The organism is Streptomyces sp. NPDC127106 (genome assembly GCF_042677605.1).
In the GTDB taxonomy this organism is placed as follows: domain Bacteria; phylum Actinomycetota; class Actinomycetes; order Streptomycetales; family Streptomycetaceae; genus Streptomyces.
Genome location: NZ_JBHXTC010000071.1, coordinates 1 through 17,555, shown reverse-complemented (window position 1 = coordinate 17,555; position 17,555 = coordinate 1). Strand labels below are relative to the sequence as shown.

Below are 17,555 nucleotides of genomic sequence, written 5' to 3'. Positions count from 1 at the left end.
CGGACAGCAACCCTCGCCATCCGGGACACTCTGCGCATTTCTGTGACGGCCCGGGGAAAGGACGACGCCATGTCGGAGGCTGCATCCGCCCGGAGCCGCCAGAGCAGTCCGGCCGCCGTCCCGCTCGGACCGCTGGAGCCGATGCTGCGTTCGTGGCTGCCGAGGCAGCGCTGGTTCGCCGGCAAGGGACGCGCGATCACCCGGCTCCGCCTGGTCAGCGCCGTCGAGCTGCTGCCGGCCGGGGTCACCCCCGGCCTGGTGCACCTGCTCGTCGGAGTGGACTGCGCCGACGGGGCCGCGGACTGCTACCAGCTGCTGCTCGGGGTGCGCCCCGCGCCGCTGCCGCCCGCGCTCGCGCCCGCCCTGATCGGAAACGCCGAGCAGGGCCCGTACTCCGGCCACGCCGTGTACGAGGGCCTGGGCGATCCGCGGCTCGCCACCCTGCTGCTGGAGCGGCTGCGCACCCCGGGCAGCCACGGCCCGCTCCGCTTCGACCGGGACCCGGACGCCCTCATCCCCGCCGAGGCCCCGCCCCGGCCGGTGTCCGGGGAGCAGACCAACTCCTCGCTGATCTACGGGGATTCGCACATCCTGAAGGTGTTCCGCCGGGTCGGCCCCGGCGTCAACCCCGACCTGGAACTGCCCAGGGCGCTGGCCGCCGCCGGCTGCACCCGCGTCCCGGCCCCCGTCGCCTGGTACGAGGCCGACCTGCCCGGGGGCCCGCGCGACGGCCGGGGGCGCCCCGAGCCGCTGACCCTGGGCGTGCTCCAGCCGTACCTGCGCGGCTCCGACGACGGCTGGCAGCTGGCGCTGCGCCGGCTCGGCGCGGGAGCCGACTTCACCGCCGAGGCGCACGCCCTGGGCCGGGCCACCGCCGAGGTGCACAGCGCACTCGCCGCCGCCCTGCCGACCCTGGCCCTCGGCCCGGGGCAGACGGCCCGGCTCGCCGCCGGGATGACGGCCCGGCTGGCGGCCGCGGCCCGCGAGGTGCCGGCGCTGCGGCCGTACGAGGCCGGGCTGCGCGGGGCGTTCGACGCCCTGGCCGCGTCCTCCCGCGGCAGCGGGGTGCCCGCCCAGCGGATCCACGGGGACCTCCACCTGGGCCAGACCCTGCGCACCGCCGACGGCACCTGGGCCCTGATCGACTTCGAGGGCGAGCCGGCCCGGCCGCTGGCCGACCGCCGCCGCCCCGAACCCGCCGTGCGCGACATCGCCGGGATACTGCGGTCGTTCGACTACGCCGCACGCTCGCACCGGCCGTTCGCCCCCGCCTGGGCGGACGCCTGCCGCGCCGCCTTCTGCGAGGGCTACGCCCGCACCACCGGCCGCGACCCGCGCGAGGACCCCGTCCTGCTGCGCGCGTACGAGACCGACAAGGCGGTGTACGAGGCCCGCTACGAGTCCCGGCACCGCCCCGACTGGCTGCACGTCCCCATGGCGGCCATCCGCCGCCTGGCCGAACGGGAGCGCCCGGCCCGCCGCGTGCCGCCGCCCCCGCCGCAGCCCGGCTCCACCCCCACCCCCCACCCCCACCCGAAGCCCCCGAGGAGGCCGCTCGCGTGAGCGCCGCACGACAGCCGTCACCGACCGTCCGCAACGCAGCCCCACCCGCCACCGCGGGCGGACCCGCGGCCGCGGCCGCGCCCGTGCCCGCGTCCGAAGCCGGGGCCGCCCGCAGATCCCGTACGCCCCGGGCCCGCCGGGAGGCCGCAGCCCCGCCGCCGCACGGGGTGCGGCCGGCGCCCGCACTGGGCGCGCAGGAGCGGGCCCGGCTGCTCGAAGGCCGCCACCACGACCCCCATGCCGTGCTCGGCGCCCGCGCCCTGCGGGGCGGGGTGGCCGTCCGCGTGCTGCGCCCGCACGCCACGACGGTCACCCTCGTCGCCAAGGGGCTGCGGGCCGAGCTGCACTCGGACGGGGACGGCCTGTTCTCCGGGCTGCTGCCGCTGGCCGAGGTACCGGACTACCGGCTGCTGGTGGCGTACGACCGTGACGAGATCGAGGTGCACGACCCGTACCGGTTCCTGCCCTCGCTCGGCGAGCTCGACCTGCACCTGATCGGCGAGGGCCGGCACGAGGAGCTGTGGACGGCGCTCGGCGCCCGGCCGATGGTCCACCAGGGCGTCGCCGGCACCCGGTTCACGGTGTGGGCGCCGAACGCCCAGGGGGTGCGGGTCACCGGGGACTTCTCCTACTGGGACCCGGTCGCCCACCCGATGCGCTCGCTCGGCGCGTCCGGGGTGTGGGAGCTGTTCCTGCCGGGGGTGGGCGAGGGGGCGCTGTACAAGTACGACATCGCCCGGCCCGACGGCAGCCACACCCTGCGCGCCGACCCGATGGCCCGGCGGACGGAGTGCCCGCCCGCCACCGCCTCGGTCGTGACCGAGTCCCGGTACGAGTGGCGCGACCACCGCTGGATGGCCGCGCGCGGCGCCCGCCCGCACCACCAGGCCCCGTTCTCGGTGTACGAGGTGCACCTGCCGTCCTGGCGGCCCGGGCTCTCGTACCGGCAGCTGGCCGAGCAGCTCCCGCCGTACGTCAAGGAGCTCGGGTTCACGCACGTGGAGCTGATGCCGATCGCCGAGCACCCCTTCGGCGGCTCCTGGGGCTACCAGGTCACCGGCTTCTACGCGCCCACCGCGCGGATGGGCACCCCGGACGAGTTCCGGATGCTCGTGGACGCCCTGCACCGGGCGGGGATCGGGGTGATCCTCGACTGGGTGCCGGCGCACTTCCCGCGCGACGACTGGGCGCTCGCGGAGTTCGACGGGCGGCCGCTGTACGAGCACCAGGACCCGCGGCGGGCGGCGCACCCGGACTGGGGGACGCTGGAGTTCGACTACGGGCGCAAGGAGGTCCGCAACTTCCTCGTCGCCAACGCCGTGTACTGGTGCCAGGAGTTCCACATCGACGGGTTGCGGGTCGACGCGGTGGCCTCGATGCTCTACCTGGACTACTCGCGCGGCGAGGGCCAGTGGGCGCCGAACGAGCACGGCGGCCGGGAGAACCTGGACGCCGTGGCGATGCTGCAGGAGATGAACGCGACCGTGTACCGGCGCTGCCCGGGCGTGGTGACGATCGCGGAGGAGTCCACGGCCTGGAACGGGGTCACCCGGCCCACGGACGGCGGCGGGCTCGGCTTCGGCCTGAAGTGGAACATGGGCTGGATGCACGACACGCTGCGGTACACCGGGAAGGAGCCGGTGCACCGCAAGTACCACCACCACGACATGACCTTCGGGATGGTGTACGCGTACAGCGAGAACTACGTGCTGCCGATCTCGCACGACGAGGTGGTGCACGGCAAGCGCTCGCTGGTGTCGAAGATGCCCGGCGACTGGTGGCAGCAGCGGGCCGGGCAGCGGGCGTACCTGGGCTTCATGTGGGCCCACCCCGGCAAGCAACTGCTGTTCATGGGGCAGGAGTTCGCGCAGGGCGCGGAGTGGTCGGAGGCCCACGGGCCGGACTGGTGGCTGCTGGACCCCGCCTACCCGGCGGCCGCCGACCACCAGGGCGTGCGCACCCTGGTCCGGGACCTGAACCGGGCGTACGCGGCGGCGCCCGCCCTGTGGGAGCGGGACAGCGTGCCCGAGGGCTTCGCGTGGGTGGAGGCGGACGCGGCGGACGACAACGTCTTCGCCTTCCTGCGGTACGCGCACGACGGTTCGCAGCTGCTGTGCGTGTCGAACTTCTCGCCGGTGGTGCGGCACGGCTACCGCATCGGCGTACCGGAGGAAGTGCCCGTGTGGCGGGAGGTCGTCAACACGGACCTGGAGGCGTACGGCGGCAGCGGCGTCCGCCACCTGGCTCCGGTGCGGTCCCGCCGCGAGCCGGCGCAGGGCCGCCCGGCGAGCCTGCACCTGACCCTCCCGCCCCTGGCGACGGTCTGGTTCAGGCCGTAGCCGTCCCCGGCCCGGGCGCCGCCCGCTCCAGCACCCCTTCGACCTCCTGGAGCAGGCGGCGCTTGGGCCGTGCCCCGACCATCTGCGCGACGGGCTCGCCCTCGCGGAAGACGAACAGGGTCGGCAGGGACAGCACCCCGTACCGGGTGACGGCGGCCGGGTTGGCGTCCGCGTCGATCGACACGGTCTTCAGCCGGCCGGCCGTCTCGGCGGCGACGGCGGACAGCACGGGGGCGAGCTGCCGGCAGGGCCCGCACCATGGCGCGGTGAACTCCACGAGGACGGGCAGCTCCCGTTCGGCGAGCACCTCCGCCTCGAAGTCGGCATCGGTCACTTCCGCGACTCCCGTGGCATGCACCATCGTCGTCTCCTCTTTCATCGGGATGTCATCCGGTCATCTCACAGCGCGGTGCGGCGGCACCCTCGCTCCCCTCGGCGGCGGCCCGCTCGGCCTCGGCGAGTTGCCGGCCGACCTGGTCCCGTACGTCGGCCAGCCGGCTGATCAGCGCGTCGAGCTCGCCGAGCTTGCGCCGGTACACGGCCAGGGACGCGGGACAGGAGTCCCCGGCGGGGTGGCCGGCGCGCAGGCACTCGACGAACGGGCGGGTCTCCTCCAGGTCGAAGCCGAAGTCCTGGAGGGTGCGGATCTGGCGGAGCAGCCGCAGGTCGTCCTCGTCGTACGTGCGGTAGCCGTTGGGGGACCGCCGGGAGGGCAGCAGTCCGCGCGATTCGTAGTACCGCAGGGTGCGTGTACTGGTTCCGGCCCGCTCCGCCAGTTCGCCGATGCGCATGCCCCGAACGTAATCCTTGACGCGGACGTCAGGGCAAGGGCCGGCCCGGAACCGGGGACGGCTGCGGGTCGGGGCGGGGCCCTCGCCACCCCCGTATGCGAGGGCCCCGGTATGGACCACGTACGGGGGTGGCGGCCGGTTCAGGGCGGCTGCGGGGGATCGGTGAAGATCGGGTGGAGAGGTGTCGCGCGGGCCGTCCGGAACCGTACGCTGATCATGGCCCCAGGAGCGCGTCCGATTACCGGACGGTCGCCAGAAATCCGGACCAATACCCCGAACTCCATAGGACATTCCTACGAGTTGTGGGCTTGTTTGAACAGTCTGTAGTCGCCGCGCCCCGGGCACTCCTACGGTGTGCCTGTGCAATCCAGCCCACCCTTCAATGCCCCCGCCGCGCGTCGCCTCCGCGCGGCCCTGGGCATGGCACCCGGACACGTCGCCTACGGCCTGCGCGCCCAGTACGGACTGATCGTCGAACCCGAGACCGTGATGGCCTGGGAGCGCGGCGAGAAGACGCCGACCGCCGCCGAGCTGACCGCCCTCGCCGGCGTGCTGTGGTGTGCGCCGGGCGAGCTGCTCGCCGAACCGGTCACCCTGCGGGAGCACCGGCTGGCCCGGGGCATGCCCGCGGACGAACTCGCCCGCCGGATCGGGCTGGACACGGGCGCGTACCAGAAGATGGAGGACTCCGGGCGCTGGAAGGGGAACGAACGCCAGTCCGTGGCCCTGGCGCAGGTCCTCGGCCTGACGCTGGCCCAGTTCGTGGCGGCCGCCGGCAAGCAGGAGGAGCTGGCGGAGCTGCTGCGCAGCGCGGTCACCACGCGCTGGCAGGCGTACGTGAAGCCGCTGGCCAAGCTCCTGCCGGTGCCCCGGCAGCGCCTGGAGCCGGTGGTCGAACGGCTGCACGCGGACTACCAGGCCACCATGGTCGCCACCCTCGGTTGGGGCGCGGCCGCGGGCGACGCCGGCACGGGCGACGCGGGCCGCGCGTTCCTCGCGACCATCGTCGACCGCTTCTGGTCCTACGCCTCCGCCCCGGAACAGCCGTACACCGGCTGAGCGGCCGTGGTGGAGCCGGCCCCGGTCCGGCAGCGCCCGAAGGGGCGCGGGGAACGGCGCGACCAGGGCTAGCGCAGCGGGGCGTACACGACGGCTGCGGTCGGCGTGCCGGAGAGGTCCTGCTTCAGGCGGTCGGCCGTCCCCCGGTCCCCGACCAGGACGGTCGGCGGGGCCGGGCAGGAGGCGACGGCCGTCTTCAGCCGGGCGAGGGAGGTCTGGTACTCCTTCTCGTCGACCGGCCCGGGGCCGCCGATCTTGACGTGGAAGACCTCGTACAGCCCCACCATGGTGCCCACGCGGTGGGTGAGGGCCTGGGCGAGGAAGGTGGCCCTCAGGTTCAGGTAGGAGTCGTCGCCGTACAGGGCGATCACGGGCGGGTCGACGCCCGCCAGGTCGCGTCCGGTCAGGGCGTCCGCGGCAGGGGCGATGTCGTTCTTGCCCTCGCCGCGGGCCCATTTGAGCATGGGCGTGTCGTACCAGGCGGAAGGGTGGCCCCAGCCCGAGGGAACACCCCACTGGACGCTGCCGAACAGGGCGAGCGCGGCGGCGGCCGCGAGGCTGGAGCGCAGCAGCAGTCCGACCTGCCGACGCGGCTTCGACGGCGAGGTCTCCGGGGCGGGCGGCAGCATCGTCCCGATCAGGCCGACCGAGATCAGGGCGACGACGAAGGCAGCCGCGGTCAGCTTCTCGAAGTAGTACGAGTACTGGCCGACGGTGAGCTTCTGCCAGACCCCGAAGCCGCCGACGACGGCGGTCGTGCCGAGGACGAGGGAGAGGACCAGCCGTCCGGTTCCCGTGCGGCGGTTCACCGGCAGCGAGGCGGCCACCAGGGCGAGCAGCCCGCAGCCGATGAACACGGGCCGGTCGGGGATGACCATCGGGCCCACGAGGTTGGACGTCTTGGCGACGTCCAGCTTGGTGAGGACCGAGGCCGCGCTGGGCAGCCCCGCGACGAGCGTGCCGGCTGCCAGGACGCCGAGGAGCGGGCGGCGGTGCGGGGCGAACCGCCGCCGGTGGACGATCAGGGCCGCGAGGACGGCGATGCCGACGAGGGCGCCGTAGAGGTTGTAGACGAAGGCCACGGCGACCAGCCCGGCCACGGCCGTGAGCGCGAACTCGGCCCGCCCCATCGCGGGCCGTACCAACAGGGCCAGGGCGAGGGCGAGGAAGAGCAGCCCGAAGATCTCGGAGTCGAAGCCCCACTCCACCAGCTGGGCCAGGGGGCCGGACACCGCCACGGCCGCCACGGTCGCGCAGACCGCGGCGGAGCGCCAGCCGCGCAGGCGGGGGCCGCCGATCCAGCGGGCGGCCCACACCAGGGCCCCGCAGAGCAGCGCGTGTGCGCCGATGACGTAGAGGAGGTAGCGGTGCGTCGCGTCCAGGGCGGAGCCACCGCCGGCGGAGGACGTCACCAGGGCGTCCAGCCAGGCGAGCAGGAAGTGGGAGCCCTGCGGGTAGACCGCCTCGGCCGGGGTCATCATGTACGTCCTGGCGGCCTCCTGGTGGAGGAAGGCGTAGCCGCCGACGTGGCGGATCCCGTCGAAGTACGAGAAGTGGCCGAGCCGGTCCTCGGCGGTGGCGAAGTACGCCAGCCGCTCGGCGGAGGACTTTCCGGCCACCGGGTGGTGCATGTGGTGCCACACCAGTGCGACGGTGCCGGCGACCAGCGCGTCCGAACCGCGCAGGCGCAGCGGGAGGCGGGGCCGGCGGCGGGCCAGCCAGCCGGTCACCGACAGGAGGGTCAGCAGCGCTCCCCCGCCCGGTACGGGGGCCAGCCCCCACGGCCAGAGGGAGAAGACCAGGCCGAGCGCCATCACCGCGCCGCACAGGACGAGGGCCGCGGCCACGAGGCGGTCGAGGAGCCCACCGCCCACCCGGATCAGACCGGCCGTCGCGAGCACGAGGACGGGGACCAGGACGACGTCGAGGCCGAGTGCGTGCAGGAGCAGGGGCAGCGCCCAGGACGCGGCGACGGCGGCGGCCAGCACGGTCCACCGGCGCCCGGCTGCGGGCGGGATCCCGGCCTCGTGCGCGGGGTCTGCCCCGGCTGCGCGGGGTCTCGGAACGGTAGTGGTCGCCACGGAGCCGGGCACCTTTCCCTTGAGCAATCGCCATCGGATGACGGGGCCCGGACATCACGGACCGACCAGCCGTACCGACTCGGCAACGACCCAACCCCCGGAGCGGATATTAACTCTCGGTGTACGGGTGACGACGCGGACCCCGCCGCCGGGAGCCCACGGGACCGCGTCCGGGGCGGGGCGGCGGGGGAAGCACGGCGGAGGGGGGTGAAAGCTGCTACAGGTTTTCAAGCCGAAGCCCTCACGCTTTGGTGATGTGACGGACCTTCCGGGCCGGAATGCCCGGAATGCTGAGACCTGACTACGGTCTCAGCAACGGCCTCAGAAGACCGACTCGGCCTCGTACATGCGGTCCGCCGGGACCCGCTTCAGCTCGGTGACGGCCGACGCGAGCGGGGCCATCACGATGTCGGTGCCGCGCAGGGCGGTCATGTTGCCGAAGTCGCCGCGGTGCACGGCCTCCACCGCGTGCCAGCCGAAGCGGGTGGCGAGGACCCGGTCGTACGCGGTGGGGACGCCACCGCGCTGCACGTGGCCGAGGATGACCGGGCGGGCCTCCGTGCCCAGGCGGTGCTCCAGCTCGATGGCGAGCCGGTTGCCGATGCCGGCGAAGCGCTCGTGGCCGTACTGGTCGATCGCGCCCCGCTCGTACGGCATGGAGCCCTCGGCCGGGTGCGCGCCCTCGGCGACGCAGATGACGGCGAACTTCTTCCCGCGGGCGAAGCGTTCCTCCACCATCTTCACCAGGTCGTCCACCTCGAACAGGCGCTCCGGCAGGCAGATTCCGTGTGCGCCGCCGGCCATGCCGGACTCCAGGGCGATCCAGCCGGCGTGCCGGCCCATGACCTCCACGACCATCACGCGCTGGTGCGACTCGGCGGTGGTCTTGAGGCGGTCTATGGCCTCGGTGGCCACCGTGACGGCGGTGTCGAAGCCGAAGGTGCGATCGGTGGCGGAGATGTCGTTGTCGATGGTCTTCGGCACGCCCACGACCGGCATCCCGGCGTCCGACAGCATCCGGGCGGCGGTCAGCGTGCCCTCGCCGCCGATCGGGATGAGCGCGTCGAGGGCGTACCGCTCCGCCAGCTCGTTGGCGTTCTCGGCGGCCTCGTGCAGGCGGGCGCGCTCCATGCGGGCCGAGCCGAGGATGGTGCCTCCGCGGGCGAGGATGCCGCTGACCGCGTTGATGTCGAGGGGGCGGTAGTGGCCGTCCAGGAGTCCCTTGAAGCCGTCCTCGAAGCCGATGACCTCGTCGCCGTGCCCGACCATCGCACGGTGCACGACCGACCGGATGACGGCGTTCAGACCGGGGCAGTCGCCGCCTGCTGTGAGAACTCCGATACGCATCGTCCTGTGTCTCCCGCTCCTGGTCACATCGTGAGCCTTGTCCGATTGTTCCACGGGCCCGAGAGGCAGCGCGTCCCGTGCCGCTCGCCCGTCGGGCCGTTCGGCCCTGTCTTCCGGGCCCCTTGCCGGGGGGCGCTCTAGCCATCGCCGGAGGTATTGTCAAGAGGGCAAGCCCACTCTATCGGGGAAATTTTCGCACCAGGGACGGAGATCACGCGTGACGCGCAGCGTGTATGTGACCGGTATCGACCGAGGTGACGGCCGCCAGGTCGTCGAGCTGGGGATCATGGAGCTGCTGACCCGCCAGGCGGCGCGGGTCGGTGTCTACCGGCCTCTGCTGCACGATGCGCCGGACCGTCTCTTCGAGCTGCTGCGGGCCCGCTACCGGATCGAGCAGGACGCCTCGACGGCGTACGGCATGGAGTACCGCGAGGCGTCCGCGGTCCTGGCGGAGAAGGGGACCGACGAGCTCGTCTCCCAGCTCGTCGACCGCTACCACCAGGCGGCCCGCGACTACGACGTCATGCTCGTCCTCGGCACGGACTACGCCGAGACGAACCTGCCCGACGAACTGGCCCTCAACGCCCGCCTCGCCAACGAGCTCGGCGCGGTGGTCGTTCCCGTCGTGGGCGGCACCAAGCGGGCCGCGGACGAGGTGCGCGCCGAGGCCCGCAACGCCCACCGCGCGTACGAGAGCCTGGGCTGCCACGTCGTCGCGATGGTCGTCAACCGGGTGGCCCCCGCCGACCGGGACTCCATAGCCGAACGGCTGGCCGCCCGTCTGCCGGTGCCCTGCTACGTACTGCCGGACGACAAGTCCCTGGCCGCCCCGACCGTCGCCCAGATCACCCGGGCGCTCGGCGGCGAGGTGCTCCTCGGCGACGACGCGGGGCTCGCCCGCGACGCCGTCGACTTCGTCTTCGGCGGCGCCATGCTGCCCAACTTCCTGAACGCGCTGACCCCCGGCTGCCTCGTCGTCACCCCCGGGGACCGCGCCGACCTGGTCGTCGGCGCGCTCGCCGCGCACGCCTCCGGCACCCCGCCGATCGCCGGCGTGCTGCTGACCCTGAACGAGCGCCCGGGCGACGACGTCCTCGCGCTGGCCTCGAAGCTGGCGCCGGGCACGCCCGTGGTGTCGGTGGCCGGCAACAGCTTCCCGACCGCCGCAGAGCTGTTCGCCCTGCAGAGCCGGCTGAACTCCGCGACCCCCCGCAAGCTGGAGACCGCGCTCGGCCTGTTCGAACGCCATGTGGACACCGCCGAGCTGCGCGGACTGCTCGCGCTGGCCCGCTCCGAGCGGGTGACCCCGATGATGTTCGAACACGAGTTGCTGGAGCGGGCCCGGGCCGACCGCCGCCGCGTCGTACTGCCCGAGGGCACCGAGGAGCGCGTGCTGCGCGCCGCGGACGTGGTGCTGCGCCGCGGTGTCTGCGACCTGACCCTGCTCGGCGACGAGTCGGCGATCCTGAAGAAGGCCGCCGACCTGGGCGTCGACATCTCCGGCGCGCAGCTCATCGATCCGGCGACCTCGCCCCTGCGGGAACGGTTCGCCGAGTACTACGCGAAGGTCCGCGCCCACAAGGGCATGACGGTCGAGCTGGCGACCGACGTGGTGACCGACGTCAACTACTTCGGCACCCTGATGGTGCAGGAGGGACTGGCCGACGGCATGGTCTCGGGCTCGGTGCACTCCACCGCTGCCACCATCCGCCCCGCCTTCGAGATCATCAAGACCAAGCCCGACGCCTCGATCGTCTCCTCCGTCTTCTTCATGTGCCTGGCCGACCAGGTGCTCGTGTACGGCGACTGCGCGGTCAACCCGGACCCCGACGCCGAGCAACTCGCCGACATCGCCGTCCAGTCGGCGGCGACCGCGTCCGCCTTCGGGGTGGAGCCGCGGATCGCGATGCTCTCGTACTCGACCGGCACCTCGGGCAGCGGCGCGGACGTCGACAAGGTGCGCAAGGCCACCGGGCTCGTCCGCGAGCAGCGCCCCGACCTGGCCGTCGAGGGCCCGATCCAGTACGACGCCGCCGTCGAGCCCTCCGTCGCCGCGACGAAGCTGCCCGGTTCCGAGGTGGCCGGCCGCGCGACGGTGCTGGTCTTCCCCGACCTCAACACCGGCAACAACACGTACAAGGCCGTGCAGCGGTCGGCGGGCGCCATCGCGGTCGGCCCGGTGCTCCAGGGGCTGCGCAAGCCGGTCAACGACCTGTCGCGCGGCGCACTGGTGCAGGACATCGTCACCACCGTGGCCATCACCGCCATCCAGGCGCAGGGCGCGCCGATCACCGCCTGACCTCCCCTCACCTCCAAGGAAAGACCTCCATCGTGACCACCGCAACGCGCGTCCTCGTCCTCAACTCCGGTTCCTCGTCGGTGAAGTACCAGCTGCTCGACATGGCGGACTCCGCCCGCCTGGCCGTCGGCCTGGTGGAACGCATCGGCGAACAGACCTCCCGGCTCGTCCACGAGCCGCTGGCCGGCCCGGGCGCCGCGGGCGGCAAGCGGGAGCGGGTGGGCGCGATCGCCGACCACGAGGCGGCCCTGGCGGCGGTCGCGGCGGAGCTCGCCGCCGACGGGATGGGCCTGGACTCCCCCGAACTGGCCGCCGTCGGGCACCGGGTGGTGCACGGCGGGACCCGGTTCACCGCCCCGACGGTCATCGACGACGAGGTGCTGGCGGAGATCCGCAGCCTGATCCCGCTGGCGCCGCTGCACAACCCGGCGAACGTGACCGGCATCGAGGTGGCGCGGGCGCTGCGCGCGGACCTGCCGCAGGTGGCGGTCTTCGACACGGCCTTCCACGCGACGATGCCGGAGCACGTCGCCCGGTACGCGATCGACGCCGCGACGGCGGAGAAGTACGCGATCCGGCGGTACGGCTTCCACGGCACCTCGCACGCGTACGTCTCCCGGGCCACGGCCGCGCTGCTGGGCCGTCCGGTGGAGGACGTGAACGTGATCGTGCTGCACCTGGGCAACGGGGCCTCGGCCTCGGCGGTCCGGGGCGGGGCGTGCGTGGAGACGTCGATGGGCCTGACCCCGCTGGAGGGCCTGGTCATGGGCACCCGTTCGGGCGATCTGGACCCGGCGGTGGTCTTCCACCTGGCGCGGGTGGGCGGCCTCTCGGTGGACGAGATCGATTCGCTCCTGAACAAGAAGAGCGGTCTGCTGGGCCTGTGCGGCGACAACGACATGCGCGAGGTGCTGCGGCGTGCGGGCGAGGGCGACGAGTCGGCGCGGCTCGCCTTCGCGGCGTACGTGCACCGGCTGAAGAAGTACATCGGCGCCTACGCGGCGGTGCTGGGCCGGGTGGACGCGGTGGCGTTCACGGCCGGCGTGGGCGAGAACGCCCACCAGGTGCGCGAGGCCGCGGTCGACGGCCTGGCGGAGCTGGGGCTCGTGCTGGACCCGGCGGCCAACGCCGTCCGCTCGGGCGAGCCGCGGCTCGTCTCCGCGGACCACGCCCGGGTGGCCGTCGCCGTGGTCCCGACGGACGAGGAGCTGGAAATCGCCACCCAGGCGTATGCGCTGGTTACCCAGTAGTCACTTGGACTTTCCGCCAGACGGAATATTCCGCTACGAAACAAACCGATAGGATCCGTCCATGCGCCGTTCCAAAATCGTCTGCACGCTGGGCCCCGCCGTCGACTCGTATGAGCAGCTGAAAGCACTCATCGAGGCAGGTATGAACGTGGCCCGATTCAATTTCAGCCACGGTTCCCAGGCAGAACACCAGGAGCGGTACGACCGCGTCCGGAAGGTCTCCGCGGACACCGGGCGCGCGGTCGGCGTCCTCGCCGACCTCCAGGGTCCGAAGATCCGTCTGGAGACCTTCGCCGAGGGTCCCGTCGAGCTGGTGCGCGGTGACGAGTTCACCATCACCACCGAGGACGTCCCGGGCGACAAGTTCATCTGCGGCACCACGTACAAGGGCCTGCCGGGCGACGTGGCCAAGGGCGACCAGGTCCTGATCAACGACGGCAACGTCGAGCTGCGGGTGACCGAGGTCGAGGGCCCGCGGGTCAGGACCATCGTCATCGAGGGCGGGGTCATCTCGGACCACAAGGGCATCAACCTGCCGGGTGCCGCCGTGAACGTCCCGGCCCTGTCCGAGAAGGACGTCGACGACCTCCGCTTCGCCCTGCGGATGGGCTGCGACATGGTCGCCCTGTCCTTCGTCCGCGACGCCAACGACGTCAAGGACGTCCACCGGGTCATGGACGAGGAGGGCCGACGGGTCCCCGTCATCGCCAAGGTCGAGAAGCCGCAGGCCGTCGAGAACATGGAGGCCGTGGTCGCCGCCTTCGACGCGGTCATGGTGGCCCGCGGCGACCTGGCCGTCGAGTACCCGCTCGAGAAGGTCCCGATGGTCCAGAAGCGGCTCATCGAGATGTGCCGCCGCAACGCCAAGCCGGTGATCGTCGCGACCCAGATGATGGAGTCGATGATCACCAACTCCCGCCCGACCCGCGCGGAGGCCTCCGACGTCGCCAACGCCATCCTCGACGGCGCCGACGCGGTCATGCTGTCGGCCGAGTCCTCGGTCGGCGCGTACCCGATCGAGGCCGTGAAGACGATGTCGAAGATCGTCGCGGCGGCCGAGGAGGAGCTGCTGTCCAAGGGCCTGCAGCCGCTGGTCCCGGGAAAGAAGCCGCGCACCCAGGGCGGTTCGGTCGCCCGTGCGGCCTGTGAGATCGCGGACTTCCTGGACGGCAAGGCCCTGGTCGCCTTCACCCAGTCCGGCGACACCGCCCGCCGGCTCTCGCGCTACCGCGCCGTCCAGCCGATCGTGGCCTTCACCACCGACGTCAACACCCGCAACCAGCTCACCCTCAGCTGGGGCGTGGAGTCCCACGTCGTCCCGCACGTGGACAACACCGACGCCATGGTCGACCTGGTCGACTCCGAGATGGTCAAGCTCGGCCGCTACAACGCCGGCGACACGATGATCATCACGGCCGGTTCCCCGCCCGGTGTCCCCGGCACGACCAACATGGTCCGGGTGCACCACCTGGGCGGCCCCGACCTCGGCTGACGCCCGCGCACGACGGAGGCCCGCTCCTGCCGGAGCGGGCCTCACGCGTGCGCCGGGCTATCCCTCCGGCGGGCCCATGTAGTTCTTCAGGCCCGGCACGGTCAGGGTGCCGCCGAACTGGCCGGCCTGGACGACCTTGACGTTCGTGAAGAACGCGAAGGGGACGTTCAGGGGCGGCGGGCTGTTCGGGGAGAACTCGATCGGGATGATCCCGAACAGGTTGCCCTTGAGGTTCTCCGTGTACATCGTCACCTCGCCGCCGCGGATCTTGGACGTGGAGCCCGGGCGGGACTTCAGGTGGGCGATGGTCCCGCCCTTGCCGACGGTCTGGTAGAGGTCCTTGATGTCCAGCGAGTCCGCGGTGAACTTCAGGACCTTCTTGGTCTTCCCGCTCGCGGTCTTCACCTCGACGATGCCCTTGTAGTCCAGGCCGTAGAGGGTCAGCAGCGAACTGTCCAGGTACCAAGGCTCGTCCGGCAGGAGCGGGATCCCCGGCTCCAGTTCGGCGTCGGCCAGGGCCTTGGCGTCGTACGTCGGGCACGGGAAGGGCTGCTTCCCGTCCGCGTCCTTCGCCTTGTCCTTGTCCTTGTCCTCGGAGTCGTCCTTCTCGGAGTCGTCCTCCTCGGACTTGTCCTTGTCCTTGCCGGTCTCGTCCTTGGGCTTGGCCGCCGTGTCCTTGACGTCCTGGGGCAGCTCGCGGACGTCGACGCCGGCCTTCTTCGCGGCTTCACGGATCGCGTCGGCCGAGGGGTTCGGGGCCGGGGCGGACGGGGCCGGGGGCGCCGGCGTCGTCGGGGTGGCCGACGGCTGCGCGGGCTGGAGCGGCTTGCCGAGCGAGTCGAAGAGGTCCTTGACCTTGTCGCCGACGCCCAGCGGGTCCAGCGGGTTCGGGGTCTTCGAGGCGGACGGCGCGGGGGCGGCCGGGGTGGTGGGAGCCGCCTGCGAGGGCTTGGCGGTGTCGGCCTGCTTGCTCGCGGACGGCTTCGGCGCCGGCGGGGTGACACCGGGCTTGGGCGCGGCCGAGGCCGACGGCGATGCGCTCGCACTCGGCGAGGGCGAGGCCGATGCCGAGGCCGAAGGAGTGGGGGACGCCGACTCCGCCGGTTCGTCGGACCGTGTCACGCACGGGCCGGGCGCGAAGGGGATCTCCTTGTCGTCGGCCACGGCCAGCCTGGGCGCCATGCCCATCCCGACCAGGACCGCGGTCGGCATGGCTGCCAGGGCCATCGTCTTGCCGACGGGTATCTGGATCTTGTTCAGCAGCGACTTGCGGGGCGCGGCGTGCCGCGGGCCCCTTCTTTCACGGGACTCCGCGCCCGGGGCCACGCCCGGCTGCGTCTCGTCACCCCGCACTGTTCCTCCCGCCGTCGGCGTGGGCAGTCGTCTCGCTCGCGTATGCCGTTTCCGTCTCGCGGGGGGCCGGGATGCCCTGGGGGCCGCCCGCCATCGCCTCCGCCTTGCCCGTGTCACCGGCCGGGGCTGCGTCGGTCTCGTCCACCGGGCTGCCGGGCGCCCACGCCAGCGCGAGACCGCCACCGATGAGAGCGAAGGTGAAACCGATGAAGAAGCCGCCGAGGTTGGACACCGGCAGGGACACCAGTGCCAGCAGGATCGAGGCGACCCCGGCGAACACGCGGATGCCCTGCTGGAACCAGAGGGCCAGACCCAGGGTGACGAGCAGGACGCCGATGATCAGCGAGCCGGAGCCGGCCGTCGTCGCCATCGCGAGGGTGACATTGCCCAGCCGGAAGTCCGCGTACGGGAAGTACGCGATCGGGAGGCCGCCGATGAGCGTGAACAGGCCGGCCCAGAAAGGACGGCGACCCCGCCACGCGTAGAAGTGGTAGTACACCACGGTGAGCCAAGCGTCATCCGAGCGGCGAACGTAGACCGGGGCCTGGGGGTTCATGGGCTACAGCTCCCTGGAAACGGTGGTACGGAGAACTCTGTGGAGCCCGGACGGGCGCGCGGTCCGCCCGCCCGTCCGGTCATGCACCAGAACGGATCACTTGACTTCGGAGTCCTGGTAGCAGGGCTGGTCGCCGCCCATGAGACGCAGCTTCAGGTTGGGCAGCTTGAAGGTGCCCGCCGTGGTGGCCCACGCCTTCTGCTTCACGTCCGTGAGGATCGCCTTGTCGGCGCGCTGCGAGAACGCGTACTTGTTGGTGACCGTGCCGGCCTGCGGCTTGGTCTTGTGGCTCTCGTCGCCCACGGCGACACCGATGTCGAGGTTCTCGAACTCGGCATTGGTGTCGAGCTCCGCGACGTCCAGGTAGATGTTCGTCGCCTCGGCCGGCGTGCCCTTGTGGCCCGTCCGCAGCTGGAGCGTGATGTTGCCCAGCGGCGTCGGCGTGACCAGCGACTGGCACATGTTGGTGATCTTGGCCTTGCTGAACCCGGAGATGGTGACCGGGTGGTGCTCCGGTTCTCCGGTCTTCAGGTTGTTGCCCTTGGCGATGCCGCCGTACTGGATCAGGTTGTCACCGTCGAGCTTGTCGGCCGTGACCTTGAAGTCCTGACCGGAGACGCTGAACGACGCCGCGAGGGCACCCTGCGCCAGACCCACACCGACCGCGGCGGTGGCCGCGATGCTCGGCACCATGACGAGCGCGAAGCGCTTCCATCTGGTTCCGCCACGAACCTGGGAATTCATGTTGTTCCTCCTTCTCGGACGTACATCTCCGGTCCGGGCAGAGCCCGTCCTGGGATGGGAGAAGTGCTACGTCCTCGGGAAGGAGCGCAGGCGGCCGTGTCGCGGCCGGGCCGCGTCCGATACACCGGCGTTCACCCCCGAGCGACAACCACTGGGTCACGCGTTCACGCGACCAGGAGGACAGGCTCCGCCGGTGTGGCGAAGACCCCCCTGTCCCGCAGCCGGTGCCACTGTCACCGGCCGGCCCGGTGGGGACCCTTCACCGCGGCTCCGGCTGGCGGCTCTGCGGGGAAGGACCGAGCGTCGCCGATCGTGGTCCATTCCAGGCCGGGGCACAAGGGGGTTCGTTACTGGCGGGTAACGGCCTGATAACCGAAGGCCGACCCGCAGCCGTCGGGAAGCGACACAGGGTGCCAGCCAAGGCCACGACAGAACGGGAGGAAGGCGAACACACCGGACAGTTCACGGGGTTCCACTTACTGCGAGTAACAGCGGCCGCCGTTTGCCAAGATTTGGCAAAGCGCGGCCGCTGTTTATCTCCGTGTCAACAAATCGTCGGCCCGCCCCCCCCCCCGCGGGCCCCGCCCCCCCCCCCCCAAGAACACGGCCCCCGAGAGCGCCCTGCGCGCCGCCGAGACCCGGGGGGGGTCCGCCCCCAAGACCACGAAAACAACCAGCCAT

The 17,555-nt window shown here is 72.3% G+C and carries 13 protein-coding genes; 6 read left to right on the top strand and 7 right to left on the bottom strand.

What is annotated here, in order from left to right:
• Positions 1-69: 69 nt before the first annotated feature.
• Together ACFVGY_RS33990 and glgB are read left to right on the top strand one after the other, a co-directional pair.
• A complete protein-coding gene (locus tag ACFVGY_RS33990; RefSeq protein WP_385685188.1) occupies positions 70-1,563 on the top strand; it encodes a maltokinase in 1,494 nt (497 codons plus the stop codon).
• Positions 1,560-3,902, top strand: a complete 2,343-nt coding sequence (gene glgB / locus ACFVGY_RS33985) for a 1,4-alpha-glucan branching enzyme (protein ID WP_385685185.1) — start codon at positions 1,560-1,562, stop codon at positions 3,900-3,902. Before ACFVGY_RS33990 ends, glgB begins: the two co-directional genes overlap by 4 nt.
• Here glgB and ACFVGY_RS33980 read toward each other — a convergent pair.
• Together ACFVGY_RS33980 and ACFVGY_RS33975 are read right to left on the bottom strand one after the other, a co-directional pair.
• On the bottom strand, positions 3,892-4,263 hold the full coding sequence (locus ACFVGY_RS33980; RefSeq protein ID WP_385685182.1) for a thioredoxin family protein: 372 nt from the start codon (positions 4,261-4,263) through the stop codon (positions 3,892-3,894). The genes glgB and ACFVGY_RS33980 overlap by 11 nt on opposite strands.
• A 25-nt stretch (positions 4,264-4,288) precedes the next feature.
• Positions 4,289-4,693 (bottom strand): MerR family transcriptional regulator, encoded by a 405-nt coding sequence (locus ACFVGY_RS33975; protein ID WP_385685179.1) that lies wholly within the window; start codon positions 4,691-4,693, stop codon positions 4,289-4,291.
• Between the two features lie 354 nt (positions 4,694-5,047).
• Between ACFVGY_RS33975 and ACFVGY_RS33970 the strand changes: the two genes are divergently transcribed.
• Entirely contained in the window at positions 5,048-5,752 is a 705-nt protein-coding gene (locus ACFVGY_RS33970; protein WP_385685176.1) for a helix-turn-helix domain-containing protein, read from the top strand.
• Between the two features lie 68 nt (positions 5,753-5,820).
• Here ACFVGY_RS33970 and ACFVGY_RS33965 read toward each other — a convergent pair whose 3' ends face one another.
• On the bottom strand, positions 5,821-7,833 hold the full coding sequence (locus tag ACFVGY_RS33965) for a hypothetical protein (protein ID WP_385685174.1): 2,013 nt from the start codon (positions 7,831-7,833) through the stop codon (positions 5,821-5,823).
• Between the two features lie 321 nt (positions 7,834-8,154).
• The gene (locus ACFVGY_RS33960; protein ID WP_385685171.1) at positions 8,155-9,180 is read right to left on the bottom strand and encodes an ATP-dependent 6-phosphofructokinase; all 1,026 of its coding nucleotides are present in this window, start codon (positions 9,178-9,180) and stop codon (positions 8,155-8,157) included.
• A gap of 217 nt (positions 9,181-9,397) precedes the next feature.
• Between ACFVGY_RS33960 and pta the strand changes: the two genes are divergently transcribed.
• The 3 genes from pta to pyk all read left to right on the top strand — a co-directional run bounded on the left by pta (position 9,398) and on the right by pyk (position 14,221).
• Positions 9,398-11,479, top strand: coding sequence for a phosphate acetyltransferase (pta, locus tag ACFVGY_RS33955; RefSeq protein ID WP_385685168.1), 2,082 nt, complete (start codon positions 9,398-9,400; stop codon positions 11,477-11,479).
• 32 nt (positions 11,480-11,511) lie between these two features.
• Positions 11,512-12,729 carry an acetate kinase gene (locus ACFVGY_RS33950; protein ID WP_385685165.1) on the top strand — a complete coding sequence of 406 codons (1,218 nt, stop codon included), beginning with the start codon at positions 11,512-11,514 and terminating at the stop codon, positions 12,727-12,729.
• Between the two features lie 61 nt (positions 12,730-12,790).
• Positions 12,791-14,221 (top strand): pyruvate kinase, encoded by a 1,431-nt coding sequence (gene pyk / locus ACFVGY_RS33945; RefSeq protein ID WP_385685162.1) that lies wholly within the window; start codon positions 12,791-12,793, stop codon positions 14,219-14,221.
• Between the two features lie 57 nt (positions 14,222-14,278).
• Here the strand turns inward: pyk and ACFVGY_RS33940 are convergent, their stop codons facing one another.
• The 3 genes from ACFVGY_RS33940 to ACFVGY_RS33930 form a co-directional block, all read right to left on the bottom strand.
• Positions 14,279-15,574 (bottom strand): hypothetical protein, encoded by a 1,296-nt coding sequence (locus tag ACFVGY_RS33940; RefSeq protein WP_385685159.1) that lies wholly within the window; start codon positions 15,572-15,574, stop codon positions 14,279-14,281.
• Entirely contained in the window at positions 15,564-16,130 is a 567-nt protein-coding gene (locus ACFVGY_RS33935) for a DUF6114 domain-containing protein (protein ID WP_385685156.1), read from the bottom strand. The genes ACFVGY_RS33940 and ACFVGY_RS33935 overlap by 11 nt, the downstream gene beginning before the upstream one ends.
• Before the next feature lie 96 nt (positions 16,131-16,226).
• Positions 16,227-16,874 carry a DUF6230 family protein gene (locus ACFVGY_RS33930; RefSeq protein ID WP_385685153.1) on the bottom strand — a complete coding sequence of 216 codons (648 nt, stop codon included), beginning with the start codon at positions 16,872-16,874 and terminating at the stop codon, positions 16,227-16,229.
• Positions 16,875-17,555 lie beyond the last annotated feature (681 nt).